The sequence below is a fragment of the Marinospirillum perlucidum genome (genome assembly GCF_003336805.1).
GTDB classification, from domain to species: Bacteria; Pseudomonadota; Gammaproteobacteria; order Pseudomonadales; family Halomonadaceae; genus Marinospirillum; species Marinospirillum perlucidum.
The window spans coordinates 429778-452086 of record NZ_QFWJ01000003.1 but is presented as its reverse complement, the minus strand read 5'-3'; the positions used below and the strand labels follow the sequence as shown (position 1 = coordinate 452086).

The window sequence follows — 22309 nt, the reverse complement described above, 5'->3', positions numbered from 1 at the left end:
AGGCTCAACTCATAAAGGGGAAGGTTTGTGCACACTGCCTGCAGCCGCAGCTTCGGCTAAATAAAACTGCAGGGTAAAACAGGCCCCTTCCGGGGTATTTTCCACCTGAATACTGCCGTGCATCTGTTGTTCAATGACCATCTTGGCCATATAGAGGCCGATCCCACTGCCTTCAGGCTTGGTCGTGAAGTAGGGATCAAAAATCTGGCTGAGAATATCCTCGGGAATCCCCCCGGCATTATCACTGATGGTCAAGCTGGCCTGATCGTGACGTTTATGCAATTCAATCTTGATAGAGCCCTGATCGATCTCCCTGTTTTTGATGGCTTCACGAGCATTTTGCAGCAACACCAGAATCACTTGAATAATCTCATTGGGGTAGCCCAAGACTGCCAGGGTGGGGTCCAGATCCATTTCCAGTTCCACCTGCTGTAGACTACTGGTCAGCATATCCACGGATTTTTCCACAATGGTCGCCAGATTAAAGCTCTCTGCCTGTTTGCGCGGTCGAAAGAAGGTGACAAAATCCCTGACGGTCTGATTCATCTGGTTAATCAGCTTGTCTGCCTGCTCCAGGTTTTCTTCAAACACCTCTTCGGTCAGGTCGCCAAATTCCTTGGCATCACTGAGATTACCCAGCGTCAAACGCAGGCTGTTCAGAGGCTGACGCCACTGGTGGGCGATATTGGAGACCATCTCACCCATCGCAGCCCTGCGCGCCTGATGCCGCAAGAGCTGTTCCTGTTCTTTAACCTTGGTTTCCGCTGCATGGCTTTCGGTAATATCAAGAATGATGCCATCAACCCTCTGGGGGCTGCCCCGATCATGGTAGACCAGCCAATAACGTAGGCTCAGTACTCGCCAGGATTCATCCCGGGGATTAAAGAAAAACAGGTCTCTTTGTCCCCGTCCACGCGAGGCCATATTCTGTAATTCATGAATCACACTACCGGCCTGCTTGGGATCCAGATGAGAACGCAGGATCACCAGAGGCTGTTGCAACCATTCTGCGGCGGTATAACCGGTCATGGCCAGTACACTGGGGCTGATATAACTGAGTTTAAAACGTGCTTTGTCCTGCTCTTTATCCAGACTGGCCGACCAGAGAACTGCCTCCATGGAGTCCATAACGCTCTGCAGGTGAATATGGGCATCCATAAGTTCCTGGGTTCTTTGAACCACCGTGTTTTCCAGTCTCAACTCCTTGTTTTGCAGACGTTGAAACTGATCCCTAAGCAGCCCTTCCATCTTCTGCAATTCCTGACTCAACTGAGAAAATTCCAGAATCTGATGGGTGGCCGGCCAGGTGTAATGAGGTTCGGGCAGCTTTAGCTGCTCGGGAATAGTACGGGCAATATTTACCAGCTGCTTGGCCGGGCGCGCTGCCCAGGCGGCCAGCCAGTGGTTGAGAACCAACCCCAACGCCATCATGATGCCTGCCAGGGTAAAGAGGAGGCCATACATCTGGTAAATGGTGCCCTGCTCCTGACGAGGCGAGAGTTCCACCCTTAACTCCCCTGGCAGTTCCACACCCAACTGGGTCCAGGGTGTTTGTAGATAAAAAACCGAATCAGCCCAGCGGGAAACCAGCATGCGTCCCTGGTTGGGCACCCAGTGCAGCAGAGCATTGGAGGCGCTGGATGGCGTATCCAGAGGCAGGGGAGAATAATAATCGCCCTTGGGGTCCACCAATACCGGCTCTTCCTGGTTTATCCAGAGGTAATCCAAGTGGGGATGGTTGCTACCAGAGAGGAGTTCGGACTGGATACGGTAGAGGTTAACGAGACCGGCCAACCAGGTTTTTTCTCCACGTGGTCCCAGAACCTGTCGCATGATCAGCAGGCGGCCGCGGCCAGCCAATTGCTGATAGGTATTTTCCTGACGGGCGATCAGCTGGCTACGAGCCTGAGTCAAAGCAGCAATCAATTCAGGAGTTAACCGCTGACGTGGCGAAAGAGCATTCAAGGCAGACCAGGCAGTGGTTTCCGTTTCATACAGGAAAAACTGCTGAAAAGACCCGAAAAGGGCCCTGCGATTATAGCAATGCTGCTGTTTGATGCGGTCACTGAAAGCCACTTCCTGGCAAAGGTTATTGGCCTGATACAACTGATTATGCAGTTGCGAAATTTCCGTTTGCAGCTGAAAAGCCAAAAATTGCTGGCTGTTCTCCAATTCCCGATGAATATCCGCTTTAAGCTTGTCCAGATGATAGTTTCCGCTCAGGGTCACCAAGAGCAGACTGCCCAGCATCAACAAGAGAGTCGGCAGATAAAAGAAGAGATCCGTAATGGCAAGCGAGCGCCGATCGCCCAGCCGTGAACTCTGTGGAAAGAGGGAATACACCAAAATCAGTGCCAGGGTCCCGCCCCCCAGGGCATTCATGGCCTGTTTGCCCGACAGCATCCAGGCTTCGACCCAGGAAAAATCCATCAACAGGATATAGGTCATCAGCGAAAGCGGCAGCCCCAACAACAGCCAGAAAAACACCTGTAACAAGGGAAGACTGCGAAAACGTAAATAACGTAAGCCGATGCCAACAAAGATTAACTCCAGAACATGAGTCAATCCCGACCAAGGTTGTTCCCAAAGCAGCCAGGTCAGCAGATAGGCTGGCAAGGCTGCCAAGAAAGCCGGTAAAAGCCCCCAATATAAAAGGATGAGATAAATAAAAACCCCACCCAACAGCAGATCTACCCCAGGCAAAAGATGCAGAGGGAAATAATTACCTAGACACGCCAGTAGGGTTAATCCGCCCCAAACCAGCAGGGATGACGGCGAGGGCATCAGCATTTAGCCATCCATTTCCCGCGCCAGCCTTCGCAAGCCCATGGCCCAGGCCATGGCTCTGACACTCAGGCGGGTTTTCTGATGTTGCAAATTGGGATTGGCACCTGCTTGCAACAATAAACGTGCAGCCTCTTCATTACGCATCATGACCGCAAACATCAGCGCCGAATTGCCCTGCTGATCAGGCAAATCGATATCCCCCAGCTCTTCGACCAGCTCTTCCAGAGTCTGAGTATCGCCTTCCACAGCAGCAATTCTCAGGGCCACGGCCTGATTATGACTACCCCCGTTTAGCTGTTGACGCTCTTGCTTAAGATGGCTGAGTGAATGATGCTTTCCCAGACGCAACTGGATCGCTTTCAATAATCCGGCGCGGGTAAAGGGCTTGGTCAGATAATCATCGGCTCCCAGCTTACGACCCAACTCCTGATCTTGTTCCGAGGATTTGGCGGTTAAGAAAATAAATGGCAGGTGAGCTGTTTGAGGATGACTGCGGACAGCTTTTAAAAACTCAAAGCCATCCATAACCGGCATCATGATGTCGCAAATGATCAGTTCCGGAAGCTGGTTTTTCAGTGCAGTCAGACCTTCCTGCCCTTGTTTGCATTGAATCACCTGATAGCCTTCCAGCTCCAGCATCTCGGCAATATTATTCAGCAAATGAGGTTCATCCTCGACCAGAAGAAGGGTTTTATCCATTTGCTTGCTCCTCCATTACTTGTGCCCAAGGCAGGCTGATACGAAAGCAACTGCCAATATCCAGCCGGGTCTGGATATTCAAAGCCCCGCCGTGCAAATCCACAAAATGTTTGACGATTGACAAGCCGAGACCTGTTCCCGGTACATCAGCGACATTACTGGCCCGGTAAAAGGACTCGCCCAAATAACAAATCTCATCTTCGGGAATACCGCATCCCTGATCTTTAACTTCCAGATATAAATAATCTTGCTCACAACCCAGATTAATAAAAACCTTTTCGCCAGCATCACTAAAACGGATAGCATTGGAAACCAGGTTGGTCAGAATATGTTGCACCAAATAAACATCCAGGTTAAAAACTTTATTCTTTAATGGAGGCTGGCAGGAAAAAACCAGACTAATATCCAGTTTTTCTGCCAAGGGAGCCAGGCTGCCGAGTACTTCATCGATCAGGCGACTCAAGTTAACCGACCCCGGCTTGAATTGGATGCGTCCCGCCTGACTCTTTTCCAAAACCAGCATTTCCTTGACCAGCCCTTCCAGGCCTTCCACGGTATTTTCCATGAGCCGGATATGATCGTTTAACTTATCCAGCCAGGGGCTATTGACTGTTGCTTCCAGTTTTTCACAGTAGCTTTCCATCAGTTGCAAGCTGGAATAAACACTGGCCAAGGGCGTACGCAGCTCATGGCTGGCCATAGACATGAACTCGGATTTCATCCGGTTCACTTCTTCCAGGCTGGAGACGGCTTCTTCCAGCTTGCGTCGAGCCTCGATTTCCAGACTGACATCATGCAACAAAAGCACTCGCGCGGGCTGATGCTGCCATTGAATCGGAGTTTCCTTGACTAGAAAGACCGCCTCTCCACCTGGGTGATAGGTCTTATCTACCTTCACGAACAATTCCTGATCAGCCACCAGGGCAGGTAAAAAATCGGCCAGGCAAGCCCCCTGCCTTTGCAGCTGCTCACGGGTGATCCCCGACGCGTAAAAGAGTTGACGGGCAGCGGCATTGGTCAAAAGCAGACAGGTATCCTGATCCACGACCATCAAAGGAGCCGGATGACTGAGCAATAAATCCCGCATCTTGATTTCGGTGGCCACCAACTGCTTAAGCAGTACCGAAGGCTCTGATTCCTGCAGGTCATCATGATTGGCTATGGCTAGTCTCGAAGCCAGTTCCTGGCCCTGTTTTTGGGCTTTTTTCACTCTAGTCCTTAGATCCTGCCTTTCCTTATTAAGCCAACTCTTTAAGGGTAAAGTAGAGGAAGGGGCATCCGTCATTGTCCTGACTCCGTAATTAGACCCTGTTAATAGAGCTGCAATTTTTTTATTAAAATATTTAAATAAAAATTATCTGCAAAAAAATTATAATAACCAATAAAAAATAGCAGATCCATCCTGATAAAGCGAATCAAATAATAAAAATAAACCAACAGCCAAGTTAAAGCTCTGAAAGATAATTGATTGTATGGTCCTCTGAGAAAAGAAGTTCTTTGAAAAGTGCCTGGAAATCTCTGAACAATGACTGAGAGAAAAACATTCGATGATGCTAGTCAGTCAAGATCAATCCTCCGGGAAAGAAGAGAGCTCACAGAGGGATTCCATGGTCATTTCCAACACTTCGACCAGGGCCTTCTGCTCTGCCAGGCTAGCCAGGGTTTCCGTCGCATCACGACAAGTCAGTACACCCAGCTCCTGATGACCGGTGTAGAAATGAGCCACCAATAACTCAGCAGGGAGAGGCTGGCCTGAGCTTTTTTGCATATTGACCAGCATGATGTCCTGTTGGTCCGCGGTTTCTTCCAGCAGCTGACGGATACCGGCCGGGTCTTTTTGGCTAAAAAGATCTGTCACACTGAGTTTTCCCAGTTGCTTCAGCGTGTGGCCAAACAGCTGCTGATGCTTGCGATTGAATTCGAGGATTTCCAGGTTTTGCCAATCAAAAATACAAAAGGCGTCCATGGCTGTCCAAAAAAGGGTTCGGTAATGTGCTTCACTTTTCTGCAAAGCCAAGCGTGCGGCCTCCAGCTCATTTTGCAGATACAGCTGTTCAGCCAGGTTCATGAGGGTGGAATGGAGTTGGCGGGTGTTGACCGGTTTGAGGATAAACTTATCTACGCCCAGATCGATAGCCTTGAGCAGATATTCCGTTTCTTCATGGGCGGTGGTCATGACGATTGGCTGACGTGGCCGGGTTTGCCTGATTTCTTCTGCCATGCTCAATCCATCCAGGCGGGGCATACGGATATCACTGACCACCAGATCCGGCGGGTTGACCCCCTCATGATAAAGTTCCAAACCTTCAGCACCATTGGTGGCAATCTTCACGTCTTGAAAACGCCGCTGAAGAAAACGTGTTAACTGCTCGCGCACGTCATCGTTATCTTCCACATAGAGAACACTCAGCGGCTGTTTTTTCAGTTCTGCCTTGCCTTTTTCCGAACCAAAAATTTCCATGTCCCGACCTCCTGGATGACTTGGGCCACTGATTCACGTCATTAACGCCAAACCCGGCAAGGAGCATGAATCAGGCATTGACTAAGGAGCCTTTGATCTACGCCGCAACACTAAGACAGTAGTTAATCAGAGGTTTCCTAACCGCGGCCTTGGGTTTTGTTTTTATAGGGCGCTGCGTTCTTTTCAATATAGTCAATAATCAGGCCAGCGACATCTTTTCCAGTCGCTTTTTCTATGCCTTCCAGGCCGGGCGAGGAGTTCACCTCCATCACAACCGGGCCATGATTGGAGCGCAACAGGTCCACACCACTGACCCTCAATCCCATGGCCTTGGCCGCTCTTACGGCGGTGGATCGCTCTTCCGGGGTGATCTTGATCAGTTCAGCCTGACCACCCCGGTGCAGGTTGGAACGAAATTCGCCATCCGGTGCCTGACGTTTCATCGCTGCAACCACCTTATCGCCAATCACAAAGCAACGGATATCAGCCCCACCCGCTTCCTTGATGTATTCCTGCACCATGATATTGGCCTTCAAGCCCATGAATGCCTGGATAACACTCTCGGCTGCTTTCTCTGTTTCCGCCAGGACCACACCGATGCCCTGGGTTCCTTCCAGCAGCTTGATCACCAGCGGAGCACCGCCGACCATCTGAATCAAATCGGGAATATCATCCGGCGAATGCGCAAAACCGGTTACCGGCAGCCCGATTCCTTTGCGCGAGAGAAGCTGCAGGGAACGTAGCTTGTCTCGCGAGCGGGTAATGGCCACGGATTCATTCAGGCTGAAAACACCCATCATCTCGAACTGGCGCACCACGGAGGCACCGTAAAAGGTGATGGAAGAACCGATGCGTGGAATAACGGCGTCAAAATCTTCAAGGTCTTCCCCCTTATAGTGAATACGGGGTTTATGCGAAGCAATGTTCATGTAGCAGCGCAGGGTGTCCACGACACGAATCGTGTGACCCCGAGCTTCAGCAGCTTCCATCAGACGACGGGTTGAGTACAGAGAGGAATTACGCGAAAGAATGCCTAGATGCATAGTAACTTCATCCACTGATTAATGGGTATTCAAAAGATAGCGGACCCCTGGTGCGACCAGGATGCCTTCTTCCAGGGCCGTACGCCCCAGAAGCATGGGGTATTTCATTTGCGAACGATCGGCCAGGGTGACTTCCACCTTCCTCTCCAGTTCGCCCAAACGCAGTAACAGGTGTACGACGTAACGCTGGGTTTCAGCGCCATTGGAACTGCGAACCCAGCGCTTGTCATACACAGGCAGACTCATGGCAATTTCTTCTGTGCCTTCTTTATCCTGAAAAGTATAGAAATTCACCCACTGCTGCTGGCCTCTAACTTCGACCTGTAGATCACGAGCGTGAAGACTGGAGGTCTTGGCACCGGTATCCACCTTGGCCTTGACCCAAAAATCATGATCCGGAAAGAACACCCTTTCCCGGGCACCGATGATCAACCAGCCATCCACCTGGGGCAGTGGCATCCACCTTGTTTTGTGCGTCATAAATCCAGCCCTGTCACTGGTGATTAATTAACCAGAAATATTCAGCCAGGGGTCCTGGCTGGCTAAGAGGAGTTTTACTAAAGTTATCCACATCCCTGTCCACGCAATCTGTGAGTAAAAGCCTGCATCAAAAGTTTTCCACCCAGGTACGGCATTGCCCGTCGGCGTATAAATCCAGGCAACGCAAACCTGCAGCAGCCTGATAATCCAGCATAAATTCATCCTTGCCCGGTGCAAACTGCAGGGCGGTGGAGGGTGTGGAGTAAACCTTCACACCCTGATGCTGCCAGGTTTGCGTCTGGTGGACATGTCCACACACCACCACCACGGGTGACCGAGCCAACTGCAGACGCTGCCAGAAAGCATCAGCATTTTCCAGTGCAATGGCATCCATCCAGCGACTACCAACAGCCAGGGGATGATGATGCAAGGCCAGCAATAACGGCCGGGGTTGCATCAGGGCCTGATCAAGCCGGAGCAGCTGTGCCTCCGGCAAATACCCCGAGGCTTTACCCGGCTGACGGCTGTCCAGTCCCAGCAGCTGCCAAATCGGGCCCTGTTGCCAGAAGCCGGGCTCCGCCCAGTTTTGCATGAGTTCAGGGGCGTCATGATTGCCCGGTAACCATAGCCACTTGAGTCCCGAGGCCTGTAATTGCTCCACCAACCACTGGTAGGTTTCAGCCTTCTCATCCTGGGCCAGATCCCCGGTTAAAAGCAGGTAATCCGGTGCCAGGCTAGTAGCCAAATCCAGACCCTGCAAAAACTGGCGACGTGAATCCACACCCTTGAAGAGGGCCTGGTCATCCGCGAGTAGATGCAAATCCGTCAGCTGTACCAGCCGCCAGCTAGAAGTCATGACTCAACTCCACCTCCAGGCTGTAGCCCTTGTCCAGTACAAATCGCAGCAGTTCACTCAAAAAACTGTTCACCTGCACCTTTTCATCGGGATGAAACATGGCCTCATTAGGGTAGTCATAACGTCCCTCTCTGGCCTGTTTTTTCTGGAAGGCCACCACTTCGGTCAGGCGCACATCATGATAGCTGCGAACCTGAAGCTGGGCCGGTTTAATGCCCTGAAAACCGGTTTCCACCTGCAAGCACAATTCCAGTAATTCCGTCCAGCGTGTCGCTTCCCGCCTTTCCACACTAAACCAGCCCAGGTCCCGGCCATGATGGCGTAAACCATAACGAACCCGGCCGGATTCCGGGGCCTGCCAGAGGCGCTGTAAAAGCAGGTAGTTAGCGGCTGCATCTCTTTGCAAGCGCTGTAATTCAGCGACATAACGACGTGGCATAGACTCTCTCTTTATTCAAGGTAGCAGTAATCAGCTAGGCTGAAGCTTCCTCCCTGATCTTGTGATAATGGCTCTGCAACCACTGCAAAGCAATCAGTGTCATGGCATTGCCCGCTTGCCCACGGCAGGCTTCGCTAAAGGCATCCTCGCGTGCCAGCACCCGGACGCGGATATCCTCGTTTTCTTCGACCAGACCATGTACACCTCCAGCCTGGCTGGAATCCACCAGTCCGCAAAAGAGCAGCACCTGCTCATCCGTACCACCGGGACTGGAATAATAGGTATAAAGATGGCGTAGCCCGGTCAAGGTTAATCCGGCTTCTTCCTGCGCTTCACGGACAGCTACTTCCTGGGGCTCTTCACCCTCTTCCACCAGGCCGGCGATCACCTCGATCAGCCAGGGGTTGTCCGATTCCAGAGCACCGACACGAAACTGTTCCACCAGGACCACCTGATCCAGATGGGGATCATAAGCCAGAACACCAACTGCCTGCCCCCGGTAGAGGAGTTCTCGACTCATGACCGGTGTCCAGTCTCCGGCAAACCGCCGATGCTTGAGGCGCAGGCGATGCATGCTAAAAAAACCCTGGAAGACAGGTTTGTTTTCCAGAATCTGATAATCCTTGTCTTGCTGGTCAGTGGATGTCACAGAAGTCTCCTGATGGTAAATTAACTGCTTCAATTCACGCCTACCCTGACGCCATTTCATCAAGAGGCAAGCATGCAAGGTCGTTATACCCAGCGCTGGCGAGATCCCGCCAAGGATCCCAGGGCAGAAGCCAAAACCAATCTGATCACTCCGGAAGGGTATCAAAAATTACGTTCAACAAGGGATTTTCTGTGGAGAGTCAGGCACCCGGAGTTGGCCGCCAAGGTTCAGGAAGCGGCAGCCAATGGTGATCGCAGCGAGAATGCCGATTATACCTACAATAAGCGCGAATTGAATCGCACGCTTTCACGTATCAGCTATCTGGATAAACGCCTGGATGAACTCCAGGTGGTGGACCGCCTGCCTGCAGATCCCGAAAAGGTCTATTTTGGAGCCTGGATCACCCTGGAGGACGAAGAAGGAGCAGAAAGCCGCTGGCAGTTGGTGGGGCCTGATGAGGCGGATGCCAGCAAGGGCTGGATCAGCATTGACGCTCCCCGGGCGCGTTTGCTGCTAGGCCAACCTCTTGATGCTGAAGTTGTCCTGCCCACGCCCGAGGGTAAAGCTCAATTTATTATTACCGAAATCAGTTACTTGCGCCGCTGAAGATTGAGACTACCAATAAAGTTTTCCGCCAGCAGATGCAGGTTGCCGACCTGATTATCCAGCTTGTCTGATTCGACGCGCGCCGCTTCGCCCGATTCTACCGACTGCTGAGCCAGATCGGCCAACTCACTCACCTGGCGGCTTGTTTGTTCACTGAGTACCGACTGGTTTTCCGTCATCTGTGAAACTTCAACAGCCAACTGATTGATCTGCTTCACAGCCTCCAGAATCTCTTCCAGTGAAGAACGCATGCTGGCTGCCAGCTCCACAGTTTCTTCAGAAGCAGCCACCCCCTTCTCAATAGCGGTCACCGAGCCCTGGGTGTCCTGTTGCAGTTGATTGATAATAGAGCGCACCTGCTGGGTGGAATCATGGGTACGCTGGGCCAGCCCCCGAACCTCATCAGCAACCACGGCAAAACCGCGACCGGCTTCGCCAGCACGCGCAGCTTCAATGGCGGCATTCAGCGCCAGCAGGTTGGTCTGCTCGGCCACATTGGTAATCACATCAATCACCGTACCTATCTGTTCACTGCTGGCGGCCAGACTGGCTACCTGCTGCTTGGCTTCTTCCAGTTCATGGGCCTGGGCAGCAATCGCTGTTGCTACCTGATCAATATGATCCTGACCGGCCTGAGTCGCTGCTTGAGACTGATGCGCGGCTTCGGCCGTTCGCTCGGTACTGGCCATCACACTTTCCAGACTCTGCATCTGGTCCTGCATAGCCTGCTGAATTTCAGTGACACGGCTGCCTTGCCTTTCAATGTAATGAAAAGCTTCTTCCAGGCGTTCATCCGAGCGGGATTTACTGCGCCGCAAATACCCCGAGTTGTTATAGAGTCGAGCGACCACAGCACGCAATTCGGAACTGCGTGTCCTGATCGCAAAACCGATAGCCCCTAATTCATCACGCTCACCGGTGTAGATGTAGTGCATGATGTGGTTATCAACTACACGCCGCGCATATTGGGTGAGTGCCTGTAAACCCTGAGTTTGCCAGTAGACCAGCAAGCCTGCCAAAACAGCGCCAGCAGCTACAACACCCGCGGCCAACCATGCCTGCATGAAAGCCAAAGCAGCAGCCGAAAAAATTCCCGGCAGTAAAGCTGCCAAAAACACGCGCAAGCGACGTGCCAAGGGGGGACGCTTAATAAATCCGGGAAGACTTCCATTAAGCCAGGGGCGGTAAATTCTTTCTGCACGGGGAATCGCGTCACGAGGAGCAGCTATACGAACCGATTGATATTCCACCACCTTGCCTTCACGACGGATCGGCGTGACATAGGCATCGACCCAGTAAAAGTCACCATTTTTGCAGCGGTTCTTAACCAGGCCTTTCCAGGATTTCCCTTCAGCAAGGGTATCCCAGAGATTCTGGAAAGCGCCTGGCGGCATGTCGGGATGACGGATAATATTGTGGTTTTGACCAACCAACTCTTTACGCGAGTAACCTGAAACCTGGACAAAAGCATCGTTGGCAAAAGTAATGATACCGCGTAAGTCAGTAATGGTAATCAGTTGAACATCATCGGGAACCTTCAACTCATTACCGGTGACCGGCTCATTAATCCTCATGGGGACATCCTCTTGGTCAATTCTGGCTTGAAATAACTCCTGCAAAGTCCGGGCCATTTATTATTATTGTCCGAACAAGCCAGTTCTCCATTCTATAGAGAAGCCCCCAACCTTAGATGAAATCCAGCCTAAAACCCTTGACAGACATCAACAAACCCACTGCTGCTGACCCAGCCCTTACAGCTAGAATACGAAAAGGGTTCACGAGGCTTCCAACAAAGCCTGCAATTGTGGCAAAAGAACATCCAGCTGGTTTTGTAGTTCAAGCAACACTGGTTCCAGACTCGCCCAGGGAGCATCGCTTCTGGCCAGAGACTCCAACTGCTTGGCCAGTTCCCAAGGCTTCCAGGCTGCAAAGGTGGCCAGAAGACTCTTGAGGGTATGGGCGGCAGTGGCCAGTGCTTCCCTATCATCCTGCTCCCAGGCATCCACCAGCTGTGCCTGATACACCGGATACTCCTCAACAAAGAGCTTCAAGGCCATTCTTAACAGGCTTTCATCCTCACCTAGAGCACTGAGGGCTTCCTGCCAGTTATAATCCAGCTGGGGTTCTGGAGGCGTTGCCTGGACGACCGCTGCTTCATCTCTGCCAGGATTGACTTCGCGAAACCAGTCTTCGGCCTGATCCAGGAGGTCATCCAGTTCACCCGAGCCTTCATTACTGGCTGGGATGGTCTCTTCTTCGGAACGGGGGTAAGCCTCCATGACTCTATCCAGCTCACTATAAAGCAGCTGGGGGTTTACAGGCTTGGGAACATAACCCTGCATGCCTTCAGCCAGGCATTTTTCCTTATCTCCCTGCATGGCATTGGCGGTCATGGCAATAATCGGTGTCAGGGAACGCCCCGTCTCTTCCTCCTTTTGCCGCCACAGGCGGGTGGCATCCAGACCATCCAGAACGGGCATCATGATATCCATGAGTACCAAGTCAAAGTCTTCGGCCTCCAGCGCATTCAGGGCTTCCTGACCATCAGCCACTAGGGTCACCTGGTGTTTCTTCCTTTCCAGCAGTTTCACGGCCAGCTTCTGATTGACCACATTGTCCTCGGCCAAAAGAATATTGAGTCCGGACATTCTTCCTACCGGCTCAGTCGCATCATAGGTCTGCTGATGAGGGTGTTTTTTACCCAGCACATGACTCAGGGTGGATCTCAGTTCCGTGGTGATCAGCGGCTTGGTCAGATAGCCGGTCAATCCCAGTTCACGACATTTTTGTGCATCTCCGGCTTCAGCGGAAGAAGTCAGGAGGATGATCTCGGTGCTGGCCAGCTCGTTATCCTGCTGAATCCTTTCGGCCACCTTGAAACCATCCAGACCCGGCATTTGGGCATCCAGCAGAAGCAGATCGTAAGGCTGCCCCTCCTCGAGGGCATGCCGCAGCTGGAAAAGCGCTTCAGGACCTGAAGTGGCATAGGCATGGGGAATATCCAACTGAGTAAGCATGGCTGATAAAACCCGACGATTTACAGCCTGATCATCAACCAGAAGAATGCGATAAGCGGAAAAATCCACCAGTGGCGGCTGAATTTCGGACGGTGCCGAAGCCAGGGGCAACCTCAGGCGCAGGGTAAAGGTGGAACCCTGATCTGGCTCACTGCGAGCAGAAACCTCACCACCCATCATTTCAGCCAGCTGCTTGACAATGGAAAGCCCCAAGCCCGTGCCTTCAAATTGCCGATTACGGTCACTGTTTACCTGTTCGAAAGGATCAAACACCTTTTCCAAAAGCTCAGGAGCCATGCCGATGCCCGTATCCGTCACATCCAGACGCACCCAGGCTTCTGTTGCATCCAGGGATTCACAGGTCGCGTCCAGCTGAACTTCGCCAGCCAGGGTAAATTTGATGGCATTGCCCAGAAGATTAATCAACATCTGGCGAATGCGAGACGGGTCGGCATAAACAAACTGCGGCAGGTCCGGTTCCATGTTGTAACGCAGACTCAAACGTTTGACCCGGGCACGACTGGAAAGACTGCGTAGCGTCTGACCCAGCAATTCAAGAAAATCAAAAACCTGGGGCTGCAAATCCAGTTTGCCTGCTTCAATCTTGGAGATGTCCAAGAGGTGATTGATGATCTCCAGCAGGTGTTCCGCCGAGAGGCGCGCCAGATCCAGGTGTTCGCGTAGCTCTCTTTCCAGCGAGGTTCCCAGAACCAGATCCAGCATCCCGATAATGCCGTTCATGGGAGTACGAATTTCATGGCTCATATTGGCCAGAAACTGGCTTTTGGTCCGGCTGGCGGTTTTTGCTGCTTCAATCTGCTGGTGCAAGCGAGCTTCATTCAAACAGCCTCGACAGAACTGGGCCAGTTTGTCCATCAACTCCTGCAGGGCAATCAGAAGGTCGTGCGACAAGGGCTCTTGCCTACGCCATAGCAAGAGAACACCAAAGCCGGGGAGATCAAAAATCTGCAGCCAACAATCGGAAAAAGCCTGACTGAATGGCAGACTCTGACGCCAGCGCCCTAACTCCTGCACGCTAGCGGGCAGTTGTAAGAACTCGCTTACCTGGGGGTGTGACCAGCAGGATTCGGCCTCAGCCGGTAACAGTAAACGCGCCTGCCAGTTCACTTTAAGCCGGCATAGGGCTTCCTCACCCAGGCCTTCTGAGCAGACTTCTTCATTGACAAAATCGGATTGGAAAACTTCAGCCTGGTAGCAATCCAGTTTCTCGAGAAGCACTTCCAGCGTACGGGTCAGCATGCTATCCAGATCGGGACTCGAGCCCATGGACAAGGCGATCTCGTAAAGAATTTCCGTTTGCTGAGTTGAATTCACGGTCACTGATTCTCCGTTAACAGGGATTGCGATAAACCTAAGGCCTTGACCTGACGAGATAACTCTTCCAACCAGGAATCCACGGCAGCCAGCACTTGTTGCAACCAAAGGTCGTCCACAGCATCACGAGTCTGTAGGGCCTTGAGAAGCGTCTCCACTGCCTGGGCAAGATGATCGACACCCAGCAAAGACAGGTTGCTCCAAAGTGACTGGAGTGAATTCTGTAAATCCTGCTGGCGTCTCTGTGCAGCTGCATCTCTGGCTTCTTCCACCAGTGGGCCTCCCTGTTGTAAGAGTACAGGGAGTAGCCCTTCAATCACATCCTTGTCTGCTGAAGAAAAAGACCAGTCAAAATTCGCCGGGGTTTGCAAATCCAGCTGTGGAGCTTCGTTGGCTAGCAGTTGCCGCTCGATGACCTCAGCCATTTCCTGGGTGGTAACCGGCCAGGTCAGGTAGGCAGTTGGCTTGAGCCGGGTGACCCTTTGCTGTTCCTGCTGGGCCACCAGAGGAGAGAGAAGAAGTAATGGCGGATAAACCGGCAGCTGACTCCAGTCTACGCTTTCCAGCCAGGCCAGCGCATCAAAGACCGGGGGCTGGTGTTTGATTACCACCGGCAGGTGTGGATAGCGTTGCAGATAATCCAGAAACATCTCTTCACTTCCAGCAGCAATCACCGAGCAGCCCAGGCGGCTCAACTGTAAGGTTAGACTCTGGCGATTGGTTGGATGGGGGTCCAGCAACAAAATGGAAGTCGGTAAAGAAGCTTCTGCTTGCTGCTGGCTAGGTAAAATTTTGAGCGGTACATCCAGCCAGAAGCGACTGCCCTGCCCCAAGCAACTTTCTACAGCCAATTTCCCGCCCATGAGTTCAGCCAGGCGGGAACTGATCGACAGCCCCAACCCCGTCCCGCCATATTCACGGGTGGTGGAGGTATCCGCCTGGGCAAAGGCCGCAAAAATTCGTGCCTGCTGCTCCTGGCTAATCCCCCGACCGGTATCCTTGACTTCCAGGCGCAGCCACCCCTCTTGCTCTGCGCTTGGCTGCCAGTGAACAGCCAGGAGTATTTCCCCCTGCTCGGTAAACTTGATGGCGTTATCCACCAGATTAGTGACCACCTGACGCAGGCGCCCGGCATCAGCCAACAACTGTTGCGGCAACTGGGGGTCCAGCTGCCAGACAAGGGTCAATGCTTTGGCATGAGCACGAATAGCCAGGGGTTTGAGCATCTCCGCCAGGGCATCGACCAGTTGCACAGGCTGCTCTTCAATAACCAGTTTACCTGCTTCTATCTTGGAAAAATCCAGAAGATCATTGAGTAGCTGCATTAGCGCTTGTGCTGATGAATGCACCAGCTGCAGGTAGTCTTTCTGAGTCGGATTCAAGGAAGTCTGCAAAGCCAGCTCAGTCATGCCCAGAATACCGTTCATGGGAGTTCGGATTTCATGGCTCATATTGGCCAGAAATTGGCTTTTGGCCTGATTGGCTTCTTCTGCAGCCTGCTTGGCCTCCAGCAAACTGGCTTCCCACTGGGATCGTTCGGTAATATCAAAAATCACTGCGACCAGACCCGTCACCCGACCATCGGGTGTTTTCAGGGCTGCCTTGTTATAGATGGCTCTTACCCGTCCCTGATCCGGATGCTCATGCTCAGCCTGATAGGTTTGCACCCCCGCTGAATCCAGCAACTGGTGATCTTCACGCAAATGCTGCTCAGCGGCCTGGGCATCGACTAAAGCAAAGACCGTCTGCCCCAGGATCTCCTCTCGCTTGACTGCAAAAAAATCCTCGAAGGCCCTGTTTACTCTTTGAAAACGGCCATGCAGATCCTTGAGATACACGGGCAGGGGCACTGCTTCCAGAATTTCCTGCAGCAGGTGGTAATGACTGCTGAGGTCATCCAGTAGTTCCTGACGCTGCTCGTGGGTGGCACTCAAGGCCTGCTGCTGATCGCGAGCCAGTTGTAAAGCCCGGGCCAGGCGGATATCCATCCAGTAAAGCAGGGCAATGCCCACTAGAAGAACCAGGATCACCAAAACAAAGAAAATCCAGAAACGCTGGTCTTGTAGATAAAAACCTGAAGGCAGGCTGGTTTCCAGTTGCCCCAGACCTTCCAGCAACCAGATCGCCAACCCCATAAAGGCAAATGCCAGGAAAACACCGGCCACCAGTACGCTGGTACGAAAACGCTGGTGATGAAGGTGAGCCAGCTCAACCGGCTTCAAATGCGGTGTTTTCATGCAGCAGTAAAACCTTCAAACAGAAAGAACCAGATCCGCCTTCTGGTCTGGCAGGCTGGCTTCGCCAGGCTTGGCTAACAAAATGTAACGTTATTCATTTTTAGCAGCTGGATGCAAGCCGCTACACTGTTCGCCCTGCTACCTGAAGGCCGAACAAGAGTTTCCGCTTATGAGTCCTACTGCCACACCCATATCTGTGCTTATTGTTGATGATAATGTAGTTATGCGCGGTCTGCTAAGACAAATTCTCACCGACAAGGGGATGAACCTTGTTGGCGAAGCTGCCGATGGTCCCCAGGCGCTGGATATGGTCAGCCGCCTCAAGCCGGATGTTGTCTGTCTGGATATTGAAATGCCGGAAATGAATGGCCTGGATGTGCTGGCCCGCATTCAATCGCAATACGAAGATGTTGCCGTGGTTATGGTCACCGGCGACAGTCAGGCCAGCAGCGTGCAACAAGCGATCAAAACCGGCGCCAGAGGGTACATTGTCAAACCCTTCAACGGCACCAAGGTGGTGGAAACCGTCAGAAAGGCTGCCGGGAGGTAAGGGAGCCAGCCAGACCAGCTTTTAGCTGGCTGCCGGGGTGGTGCGTTTACGAAAATGATCCAGTACCGCCATGGCCAGATCATCAGCATCAAACTTGGCGATAAAGTTATCGGCTCCTACCCGTTTAACCATGGACTCGTTAAAAACACCGGACAGGGAGGTGTGCATCAGAATAAAGAGTTCACTCAGGCGATCATCCTGTTTGACCTGGCGAGTCAGGGTATAGCCATCCATTTCCGGCATCTCGATATCGGAAATCATCAGCAAATACTCTTCCCAAGGCTTTTTGCCCTCATCAGCCATAGTTTTCAAATGCTCAAGGGCCTGCTTGCCATCCTTGAGGAGTACGGTATCCAGCTCTACTTTTTCCAGGCAGCGTTTAATCTGGTTACGCGCAACGACCGAATCATCAACCACCAGCACCTTACGTGGCACTTCAGAGGTCTTGAGCTCACCAAAGTCCTCGGTAATCTGGGCATTCATGTCTTCGGGCAGAGGGGTAACTTCCGAAATCACCTTCTCGACGTCAATAATCTCGACCAAACGTCCGTCATAGCGGGTCACTGAGGTCAAATAATGGCGACTCCCAATACCCTTGGGCGGCAGAACGATGTCGCTCCACTCCATATTGACAATATTCTCGATCTTATCGACCAAAAAACCCTGCATCTTGCGATTGTATTCACAAAGAATGACCTGCTGACTACGCGGGTTATCCACCTTGCCGGATTGAATCGCACTGAGCATATCCAGAATCGGCAGGGAACCATCCATCGTATTGGCCACGCCAGCCACATGCGGATGGTGGTAGGGCATCTGCGTTAGCGGGGGACAGGGGATGATCTTCTTGACCTTGAAGACATTGATGCCGTACAGCTGGCCATTTTGCAGACGAAACAGCAACAACTCCAGACGGTTTTCACCCGCCATCTGCGTACGTTGATTCACATTGCGGAGCAGCTTGCTCATAGGCGGGGTCTCCCGAAGCGGTGCCTGACGATTATTGAAACCCGAACCTCTAACGGACGCAATACATATTTACATTTTGCAACGTCAAAAGGTTCAGATCAGGCCACGCATAAAGGGATCAACCGAAGAAAGGTCGGTTCTGCTGTCCACTCTCAAGGCATCAATGCCCCAGAGGGTGGCAGGATTGATCCGAATTTTCTCGCTGGCATCACACACATACTTGACCGCCAGATCACTGGAATCCAGATTTCTTTTAAGGGGAGAAGGATACATATAGCCATCCGAACGGCGAATGCTGGCTACCTGGGGAGCCTTGGGGTTTTTTGTTCGGCCGACAACAACAGCCAGATCATCGTTACTCAAACGCACATAAACCCCGGGCGGATAGAGACCCAGTTCCATAATAAACAATTCGGTCAACTGGCCATCAAAGGCCTTGCCGCGCTGCTCAAACAAATCCTTGAGGGAATCCTTGAGTTTTAGCGGACCCCGATAGCCCCTTGGCGTCACCATGGCCGAATAAACATCGGCCAAGGCCAGGATTCGAGCCTCGTGACGTACCGCCTCACCACTCAGGCCGCGAGGATAGCCCTGACCATCCAGTTTTTCGTGATGCTGGGCCACCAACTCCAGCCAGAGCTCATCTTCAACACCGGCCGCACGCAGGAGTTCACTACTGATCAGCGGGTGACGGCGGATCAAATCCTTCTGGGCTGCGGTCAAGGGCCCCTTTTGCTGATCCAGACGCTTCTGAAAAGGGTTCATTCCCAGGTTACAGGTCAGGGCTGCACAGATTACGCTGAGCCGGATCGGCTGTTCGACTTTCAGGCGTTCCAGAATCAATTCGGTTAGTACCGAAATCTGCATGGGGTGCTGGATAGGATAGTCAAAGCTTTCGGTCAGGTGCACCGCCCCCATCAGGGCATCGGCATCGTAATGCACCAAGCCCTGAATCTGAGTAGCCAGAGTTATTACTCTTTTCGCAATCAGTCCAGGCGCAAAGTTTTTGCCGGATTCCAGGCGCTTGAAAAGTGCGTCCAATTGCACGCAAAGATCATCGAATTCGGCAAAGGGATTGACCTTACCCCGAAAACGAGTCGGTTGTGGCAAATTTGCTGCTTCTTCTCGGGCAAAAAAGCCCACCTGTTCCAAGAGTTTTTTCAGTTCCTTTGAATCGATCAGGCTTCCTTGCTGCAGGAGTACTTCTCCTCGGTTATCACAGATTGTCCAGGGAACAGGCTGGTTCAGCAGCAGCTCACCTGGTGCAACCTTTAACAGCCTGAAATCTTTAGGTAACATTTTGCATCTCAAGATAACATTTACACCTAAAAATAAGCTGCGAACTGATCTCTGTCAACAGAACCTACTAATATAGGCATAAAAAAACCCGCCAGCAGGCGGGTTAATTAGCAGTCTCCAGACAGGTTTACTTAAAAGCACAACCCGTCTGTATCCCCAGCTTTTTAAAGATCATTACCGCCGGGCAGAAGCCGGTAATACTGGCTTGCATCATGTTGGCCGCAATGAAAACGGTAAACCAGACAAAGCCTGGATGCACGTAATGGGTCAGGGCCAGGCTGACTAGAATCATGATGCCTGCAAACATCAGTAGAGCGCGATCAACGTTCATCTCTTTCTCCAAAAGCAATCACTTAATTAAGTATTATCTTAATTAGTATACTCTACCTTCAATGCTTTGCAAGCCTTTAGCGGGTTTTCAGGGCAACCTCGGCCACCTCTTTGAAATGCTTGGCAAAGTGAACCTTCATCCCCTCCTGCAGATAGTCCGGCAGCTCTTCGTAATCCTGGCGATTGGCTTCAGGCAACACCAGTTCACGGATGGAAGAACGCCGGGCAGCAATCACTTTTTCGCGAATTCCACCCACGGGCAGCACCTGACCGGTCAGACTCAATTCCCCTGTCATGGCTACCTTGGCTGGCTTTTTATTTAACGCCAGTGACATCAGGGCTGTGGCCATGGTGACCCCGGCAGAGGGACCATCCTTGGGCGTAGCCCCTTCGGGCACATGCAGGTGGACAAAAGACTTGTCGAAAAACTTGGGGTTAGCCCCAAAGGTTTTCAGATTACCCTGCACATAGCTGTAAGCGATTTCTGCTGACTCCTTCATCACATCGCCCAGCTTGCCCGTCAGCTTGTAACCCCGGTTGAGCTGATGCACCTGGGTCGCCTCCACCGACAGAGTCGCCCCGCCCATGGCTGTCCAGGCCAGTCCGGTAACCACCCCCACGCCTTTCATCAACTGGTCACTACGGAAAGCAGGCGTGGAGAGATAGTCTTCAAGGTTTTTCACCCCGACACGAATCGAATCCACCTCGTCTTTTTCCAGCAGTTCAACCGCAGCCTTGCGCAGAATCCGGTGGAGCATTTTTTCCAGCTTGCGTACCCCGGCTTCACGGGCATAGCCTTCAATGATCTGACGCAGGGCAGCATCAGTGATGTTCAATTGCTTTTTCTTCAGACCGGCACGCTTGAGCAAGCGTGGCCAGAGGTGATGCTTGGCAATCGCGACTTTTTCTTCAGTGATATAACCGGCCAGGCGAATCACCTCCATCCGGTCCATTAAGGGGCCGGGGATGGTATCCAGCTGGTTGGCAGTGCACAGAAACAGCACCTTGGATAGATCCACCCGCACATCCAGGTAGTGATCCAGGAAATTAACATTCTGCTCAGGGTCCAGTACTTCCAGCAGTGCCGAGGCCGGATCACCCTGGTAGCTGGCTCCCAGCTTGTCGATTTCATCCAGCAGGATAACCGGGTTTTCGGTTTCCGCTTCTTTCAAAGCCTGAATCAGCTTGCCGGGCAGTGCTCCAATATAGGTACGTCGATGCCCCTTGATTTCAGCCTCATCACGCATGCCCCCGACCGAGAAGCGGTAAAACTTACGATCCAGGGCTTCGGCAATGGAGCGACCAATGGAGGTCTTGCCCACACCGGGCGGGCCGACCAGCAGGACGATGGAGCCGCCGACATCCCCTTTGAAATGCCCTTCGGCCAGGAATTCGATAATGCGGTCTTTGACATCTTCCAGGCCATCATGATCACGACCCAGCACCTGACGGGCATGCTGCAAATCCAGGTTGTCATCCGAGCGGATGCCCCAGGGCAGGCTGGTGATCCAATCCAGGTAGTTACGGGTCACGGCATATTCAGGGGAACCGGATTCCAGTACCGCGAATTTTTGCAGTTCTTCATCAATGCGCTTGCGGGCATCCTCGGGTACCACCTTGTCTTCCAGACGCTCCTTGAATTCATCCACTTCGGCAGTCTTGTCATCCTTGCTGATCCCTAGCTCGCGCTGAATCACCTTGAGCTGCTCACGCAGGAAAAATTCACGCTGGCGATCCTGAATCTTCTGGTTTACCTCTTCGCTGATTTCATCCTGCAGGCGAGCGACTTCCACTTCCTTGCGCAGCAGAGGCAGCACCTTCTGCATCCGGGGCAAAAGTGGCAGGGTTTCCAATACTTTTTGCAGCTCCTGGCCCTTGGCCGAGGTAATAGCTGCGGCAAAATCAGCCAGGGGACCTGGTTCGTTGGGGCTGAAGCGATTGAGGTAATGCTTGAGTTCCTCGCCATAAAGAGGGTTCAGTGGCAGCAACTCCTTGATGGCATTGATCAGGGAGAGCGCATAGGCACGCGCCTCATCACTGGTATCTTCCTGTTCGCGAGGATAGCTGACTTCCACCAGATAGGGCGGCTTGCGGGAAATCCAGCGGTCGATACGAAAACGCTTAAGACCCTGGGCAATAAACTGGATGCGGTTGTCCTCGGTTTCCACACGGTGGGTCTTTACTGCGGTGCCCACCTTGGGGAGGGCATCCAGATCGAGTTTCTCCGGCGGCGTTTCGCCCACATAGATGACACCGGCGACTTGATGCGGGGTATCTCCTACGCGCTCCAGGGTGGATTCCCAACGCTTGCGGGGAATCACCAGGGGTTGAATCTGAGCCGGAAAAAACGGGCGATTATGTATAGGCAGAAGGTAGATACGCTCGGGCAGGTACTCATTCGACAGTACCAACTCTCCTGCGTGCACTTGGGAATCCTGTTCTTCAGTCATGCACTGGCCTCTAGTCACAAGGAGTTAACTTATGATTCCCTTGATGCGGCTCCTCGCGCTGAATTTCAAGTCATGACCTAAGCCTACGCCCTGCCTATGGAG

General features: G+C 52.4%; 18 protein-coding genes. 2 read left to right on the top strand and 16 right to left on the bottom strand.

Going from position 1 to position 22309, the window contains the following annotated elements; genetic code table 11:
- Positions 1-9: 9 nt before the first annotated feature.
- From DFK18_RS06930 to DFK18_RS06890, 9 genes are all read right to left on the bottom strand, one after another.
- Positions 10-2790 (bottom strand): sensor histidine kinase, encoded by a 2781-nt coding sequence (locus DFK18_RS06930; protein WP_114417496.1) that lies wholly within the window; start codon positions 2788-2790, stop codon positions 10-12.
- On the bottom strand, positions 2791-3486 hold the full coding sequence (locus DFK18_RS06925) for a response regulator (protein ID WP_114417495.1): 696 nt from the start codon (positions 3484-3486) through the stop codon (positions 2791-2793). It lies immediately after the preceding gene.
- The gene (locus tag DFK18_RS06920; RefSeq protein ID WP_162299717.1) at positions 3479-4696 is read right to left on the bottom strand and encodes a sensor histidine kinase; all 1218 of its coding nucleotides are present in this window, start codon (positions 4694-4696) and stop codon (positions 3479-3481) included. The genes DFK18_RS06925 and DFK18_RS06920 overlap by 8 nt, the downstream gene beginning before the upstream one ends.
- A 357-nt stretch (positions 4697-5053) precedes the next feature.
- Positions 5054-5947, bottom strand: a complete 894-nt coding sequence (locus DFK18_RS06915) for a response regulator (protein WP_114417493.1) — start codon at positions 5945-5947, stop codon at positions 5054-5056.
- A gap of 137 nt (positions 5948-6084) precedes the next feature.
- Positions 6085-6990, bottom strand: coding sequence for a 30S ribosomal protein S6--L-glutamate ligase (gene rimK, locus DFK18_RS06910; protein WP_114417492.1), 906 nt, complete (start codon positions 6988-6990; stop codon positions 6085-6087).
- A gap of 18 nt (positions 6991-7008) precedes the next feature.
- The gene (locus DFK18_RS06905; protein ID WP_114417491.1) at positions 7009-7470 is read right to left on the bottom strand and encodes an ATP-dependent zinc protease family protein; all 462 of its coding nucleotides are present in this window, start codon (positions 7468-7470) and stop codon (positions 7009-7011) included.
- 127 nt (positions 7471-7597) lie between these two features.
- Positions 7598-8326, bottom strand: a complete 729-nt coding sequence (locus DFK18_RS06900; RefSeq protein ID WP_114417490.1) for a metallophosphoesterase — start codon at positions 8324-8326, stop codon at positions 7598-7600.
- Complete coding sequence (locus tag DFK18_RS06895) at positions 8316-8765, bottom strand: DUF1249 domain-containing protein (RefSeq protein ID WP_114417489.1); 450 nt, start codon at positions 8763-8765, stop codon at positions 8316-8318. Before DFK18_RS06895 ends, DFK18_RS06900 begins: the two co-directional genes overlap by 11 nt.
- A gap of 34 nt (positions 8766-8799) precedes the next feature.
- Positions 8800-9414: an NUDIX domain-containing protein gene (locus DFK18_RS06890; protein ID WP_245944343.1), complete on the bottom strand. Its 615-nt coding sequence runs from the start codon at positions 9412-9414 to the stop codon at positions 8800-8802.
- A gap of 72 nt (positions 9415-9486) precedes the next feature.
- On the opposite strand from DFK18_RS06890, the gene greB reads away from it, so the two are divergent.
- Positions 9487-10020 (top strand): transcription elongation factor GreB, encoded by a 534-nt coding sequence (gene greB, locus DFK18_RS06885; protein ID WP_114417487.1) that lies wholly within the window; start codon positions 9487-9489, stop codon positions 10018-10020.
- On the opposite strand, the gene DFK18_RS06880 is transcribed toward greB, so the two are convergent.
- From DFK18_RS06880 to DFK18_RS06870, 3 genes are all read right to left on the bottom strand, one after another.
- A complete protein-coding gene (locus tag DFK18_RS06880) occupies positions 10005-11594 on the bottom strand; it encodes a methyl-accepting chemotaxis protein (RefSeq protein WP_162299716.1) in 1590 nt (529 codons plus the stop codon). The genes greB and DFK18_RS06880 overlap by 16 nt on opposite strands.
- A 201-nt stretch (positions 11595-11795) precedes the next feature.
- A complete protein-coding gene (locus tag DFK18_RS06875) occupies positions 11796-14378 on the bottom strand; it encodes a response regulator (protein ID WP_114417485.1) in 2583 nt (860 codons plus the stop codon).
- Positions 14375-16609, bottom strand: coding sequence for a PAS domain-containing hybrid sensor histidine kinase/response regulator (locus DFK18_RS06870; RefSeq protein WP_114417484.1), 2235 nt, complete (start codon positions 16607-16609; stop codon positions 14375-14377). Before DFK18_RS06870 ends, DFK18_RS06875 begins: the two co-directional genes overlap by 4 nt.
- A gap of 169 nt (positions 16610-16778) precedes the next feature.
- Here DFK18_RS06870 and DFK18_RS06865 point away from each other — a divergent pair, with 169 nt between their 5' ends.
- Positions 16779-17159, top strand: coding sequence for a response regulator transcription factor (locus DFK18_RS06865; protein WP_114417483.1), 381 nt, complete (start codon positions 16779-16781; stop codon positions 17157-17159).
- Between the two features lie 21 nt (positions 17160-17180).
- On the opposite strand, the gene DFK18_RS06860 is transcribed toward DFK18_RS06865, so the two are convergent.
- From DFK18_RS06860 to lon, 4 genes are all read right to left on the bottom strand, one after another.
- Positions 17181-18128: a chemotaxis protein CheV gene (locus tag DFK18_RS06860; protein ID WP_114417482.1), complete on the bottom strand. Its 948-nt coding sequence runs from the start codon at positions 18126-18128 to the stop codon at positions 17181-17183.
- Positions 18129-18221: 93 nt separating this feature from the next.
- Positions 18222-19427 (bottom strand): HD-GYP domain-containing protein, encoded by a 1206-nt coding sequence (locus tag DFK18_RS06855; protein WP_114417481.1) that lies wholly within the window; start codon positions 19425-19427, stop codon positions 18222-18224.
- A 127-nt stretch (positions 19428-19554) separates the two neighbouring features.
- A complete protein-coding gene (locus DFK18_RS06850; protein ID WP_114417480.1) occupies positions 19555-19758 on the bottom strand; it encodes a YgaP family membrane protein in 204 nt (67 codons plus the stop codon).
- 76 nt (positions 19759-19834) lie between these two features.
- On the bottom strand, positions 19835-22207 hold the full coding sequence (gene lon / locus DFK18_RS06845) for an endopeptidase La (RefSeq protein WP_114417479.1): 2373 nt from the start codon (positions 22205-22207) through the stop codon (positions 19835-19837).
- Between the last annotated feature and the right edge of the window lie 102 nt (positions 22208-22309).

What these genes read in the sequence shown, in the direction of transcription:
- rimK (WP_114417492.1), bottom strand. Translation starts at nt 6,990, where the DNA reads ATGCATCTAGGCATTCTTTCGCGTAATTCCTCTCTGTACTCAACCCGT.
- DFK18_RS06930 (WP_114417496.1), bottom strand. Translation starts at nt 2,790, where the DNA reads ATGCTGATGCCCTCGCCGTCATCCCTGCTGGTTTGGGGCGGATTAACC.
- DFK18_RS06860 (WP_114417482.1), bottom strand. Translation starts at nt 18,128, where the DNA reads ATGAGCAAGCTGCTCCGCAATGTGAATCAACGTACGCAGATGGCGGGT.
- DFK18_RS06880 (WP_162299716.1), bottom strand. Translation starts at nt 11,594, where the DNA reads ATGAGGATTAATGAGCCGGTCACCGGTAATGAGTTGAAGGTTCCCGAT.
- DFK18_RS06925 (WP_114417495.1), bottom strand. Translation starts at nt 3,486, where the DNA reads ATGGATAAAACCCTTCTTCTGGTCGAGGATGAACCTCATTTGCTGAAT.
- DFK18_RS06905 (WP_114417491.1), bottom strand. Translation starts at nt 7,470, where the DNA reads ATGACGCACAAAACAAGGTGGATGCCACTGCCCCAGGTGGATGGCTGG.
- DFK18_RS06850 (WP_114417480.1), bottom strand. Translation starts at nt 19,758, where the DNA reads ATGAACGTTGATCGCGCTCTACTGATGTTTGCAGGCATCATGATTCTA.
- DFK18_RS06895 (WP_114417489.1), bottom strand. Translation starts at nt 8,765, where the DNA reads ATGCCACGTCGTTATGTCGCTGAATTACAGCGCTTGCAAAGAGATGCA.
- DFK18_RS06865 (WP_114417483.1), top strand. Translation starts at nt 16,779, where the DNA reads ATGAGTCCTACTGCCACACCCATATCTGTGCTTATTGTTGATGATAAT.
- lon (WP_114417479.1), bottom strand. Translation starts at nt 22,207, where the DNA reads ATGACTGAAGAACAGGATTCCCAAGTGCACGCAGGAGAGTTGGTACTG.
- DFK18_RS06870 (WP_114417484.1), bottom strand. Translation starts at nt 16,609, where the DNA reads ATGAAAACACCGCATTTGAAGCCGGTTGAGCTGGCTCACCTTCATCAC.
- DFK18_RS06855 (WP_114417481.1), bottom strand. Translation starts at nt 19,427, where the DNA reads ATGTTACCTAAAGATTTCAGGCTGTTAAAGGTTGCACCAGGTGAGCTG.
- greB (WP_114417487.1), top strand. Translation starts at nt 9,487, where the DNA reads ATGCAAGGTCGTTATACCCAGCGCTGGCGAGATCCCGCCAAGGATCCC.
- DFK18_RS06915 (WP_114417493.1), bottom strand. Translation starts at nt 5,947, where the DNA reads ATGGAAATTTTTGGTTCGGAAAAAGGCAAGGCAGAACTGAAAAAACAG.
- DFK18_RS06900 (WP_114417490.1), bottom strand. Translation starts at nt 8,326, where the DNA reads ATGACTTCTAGCTGGCGGCTGGTACAGCTGACGGATTTGCATCTACTC.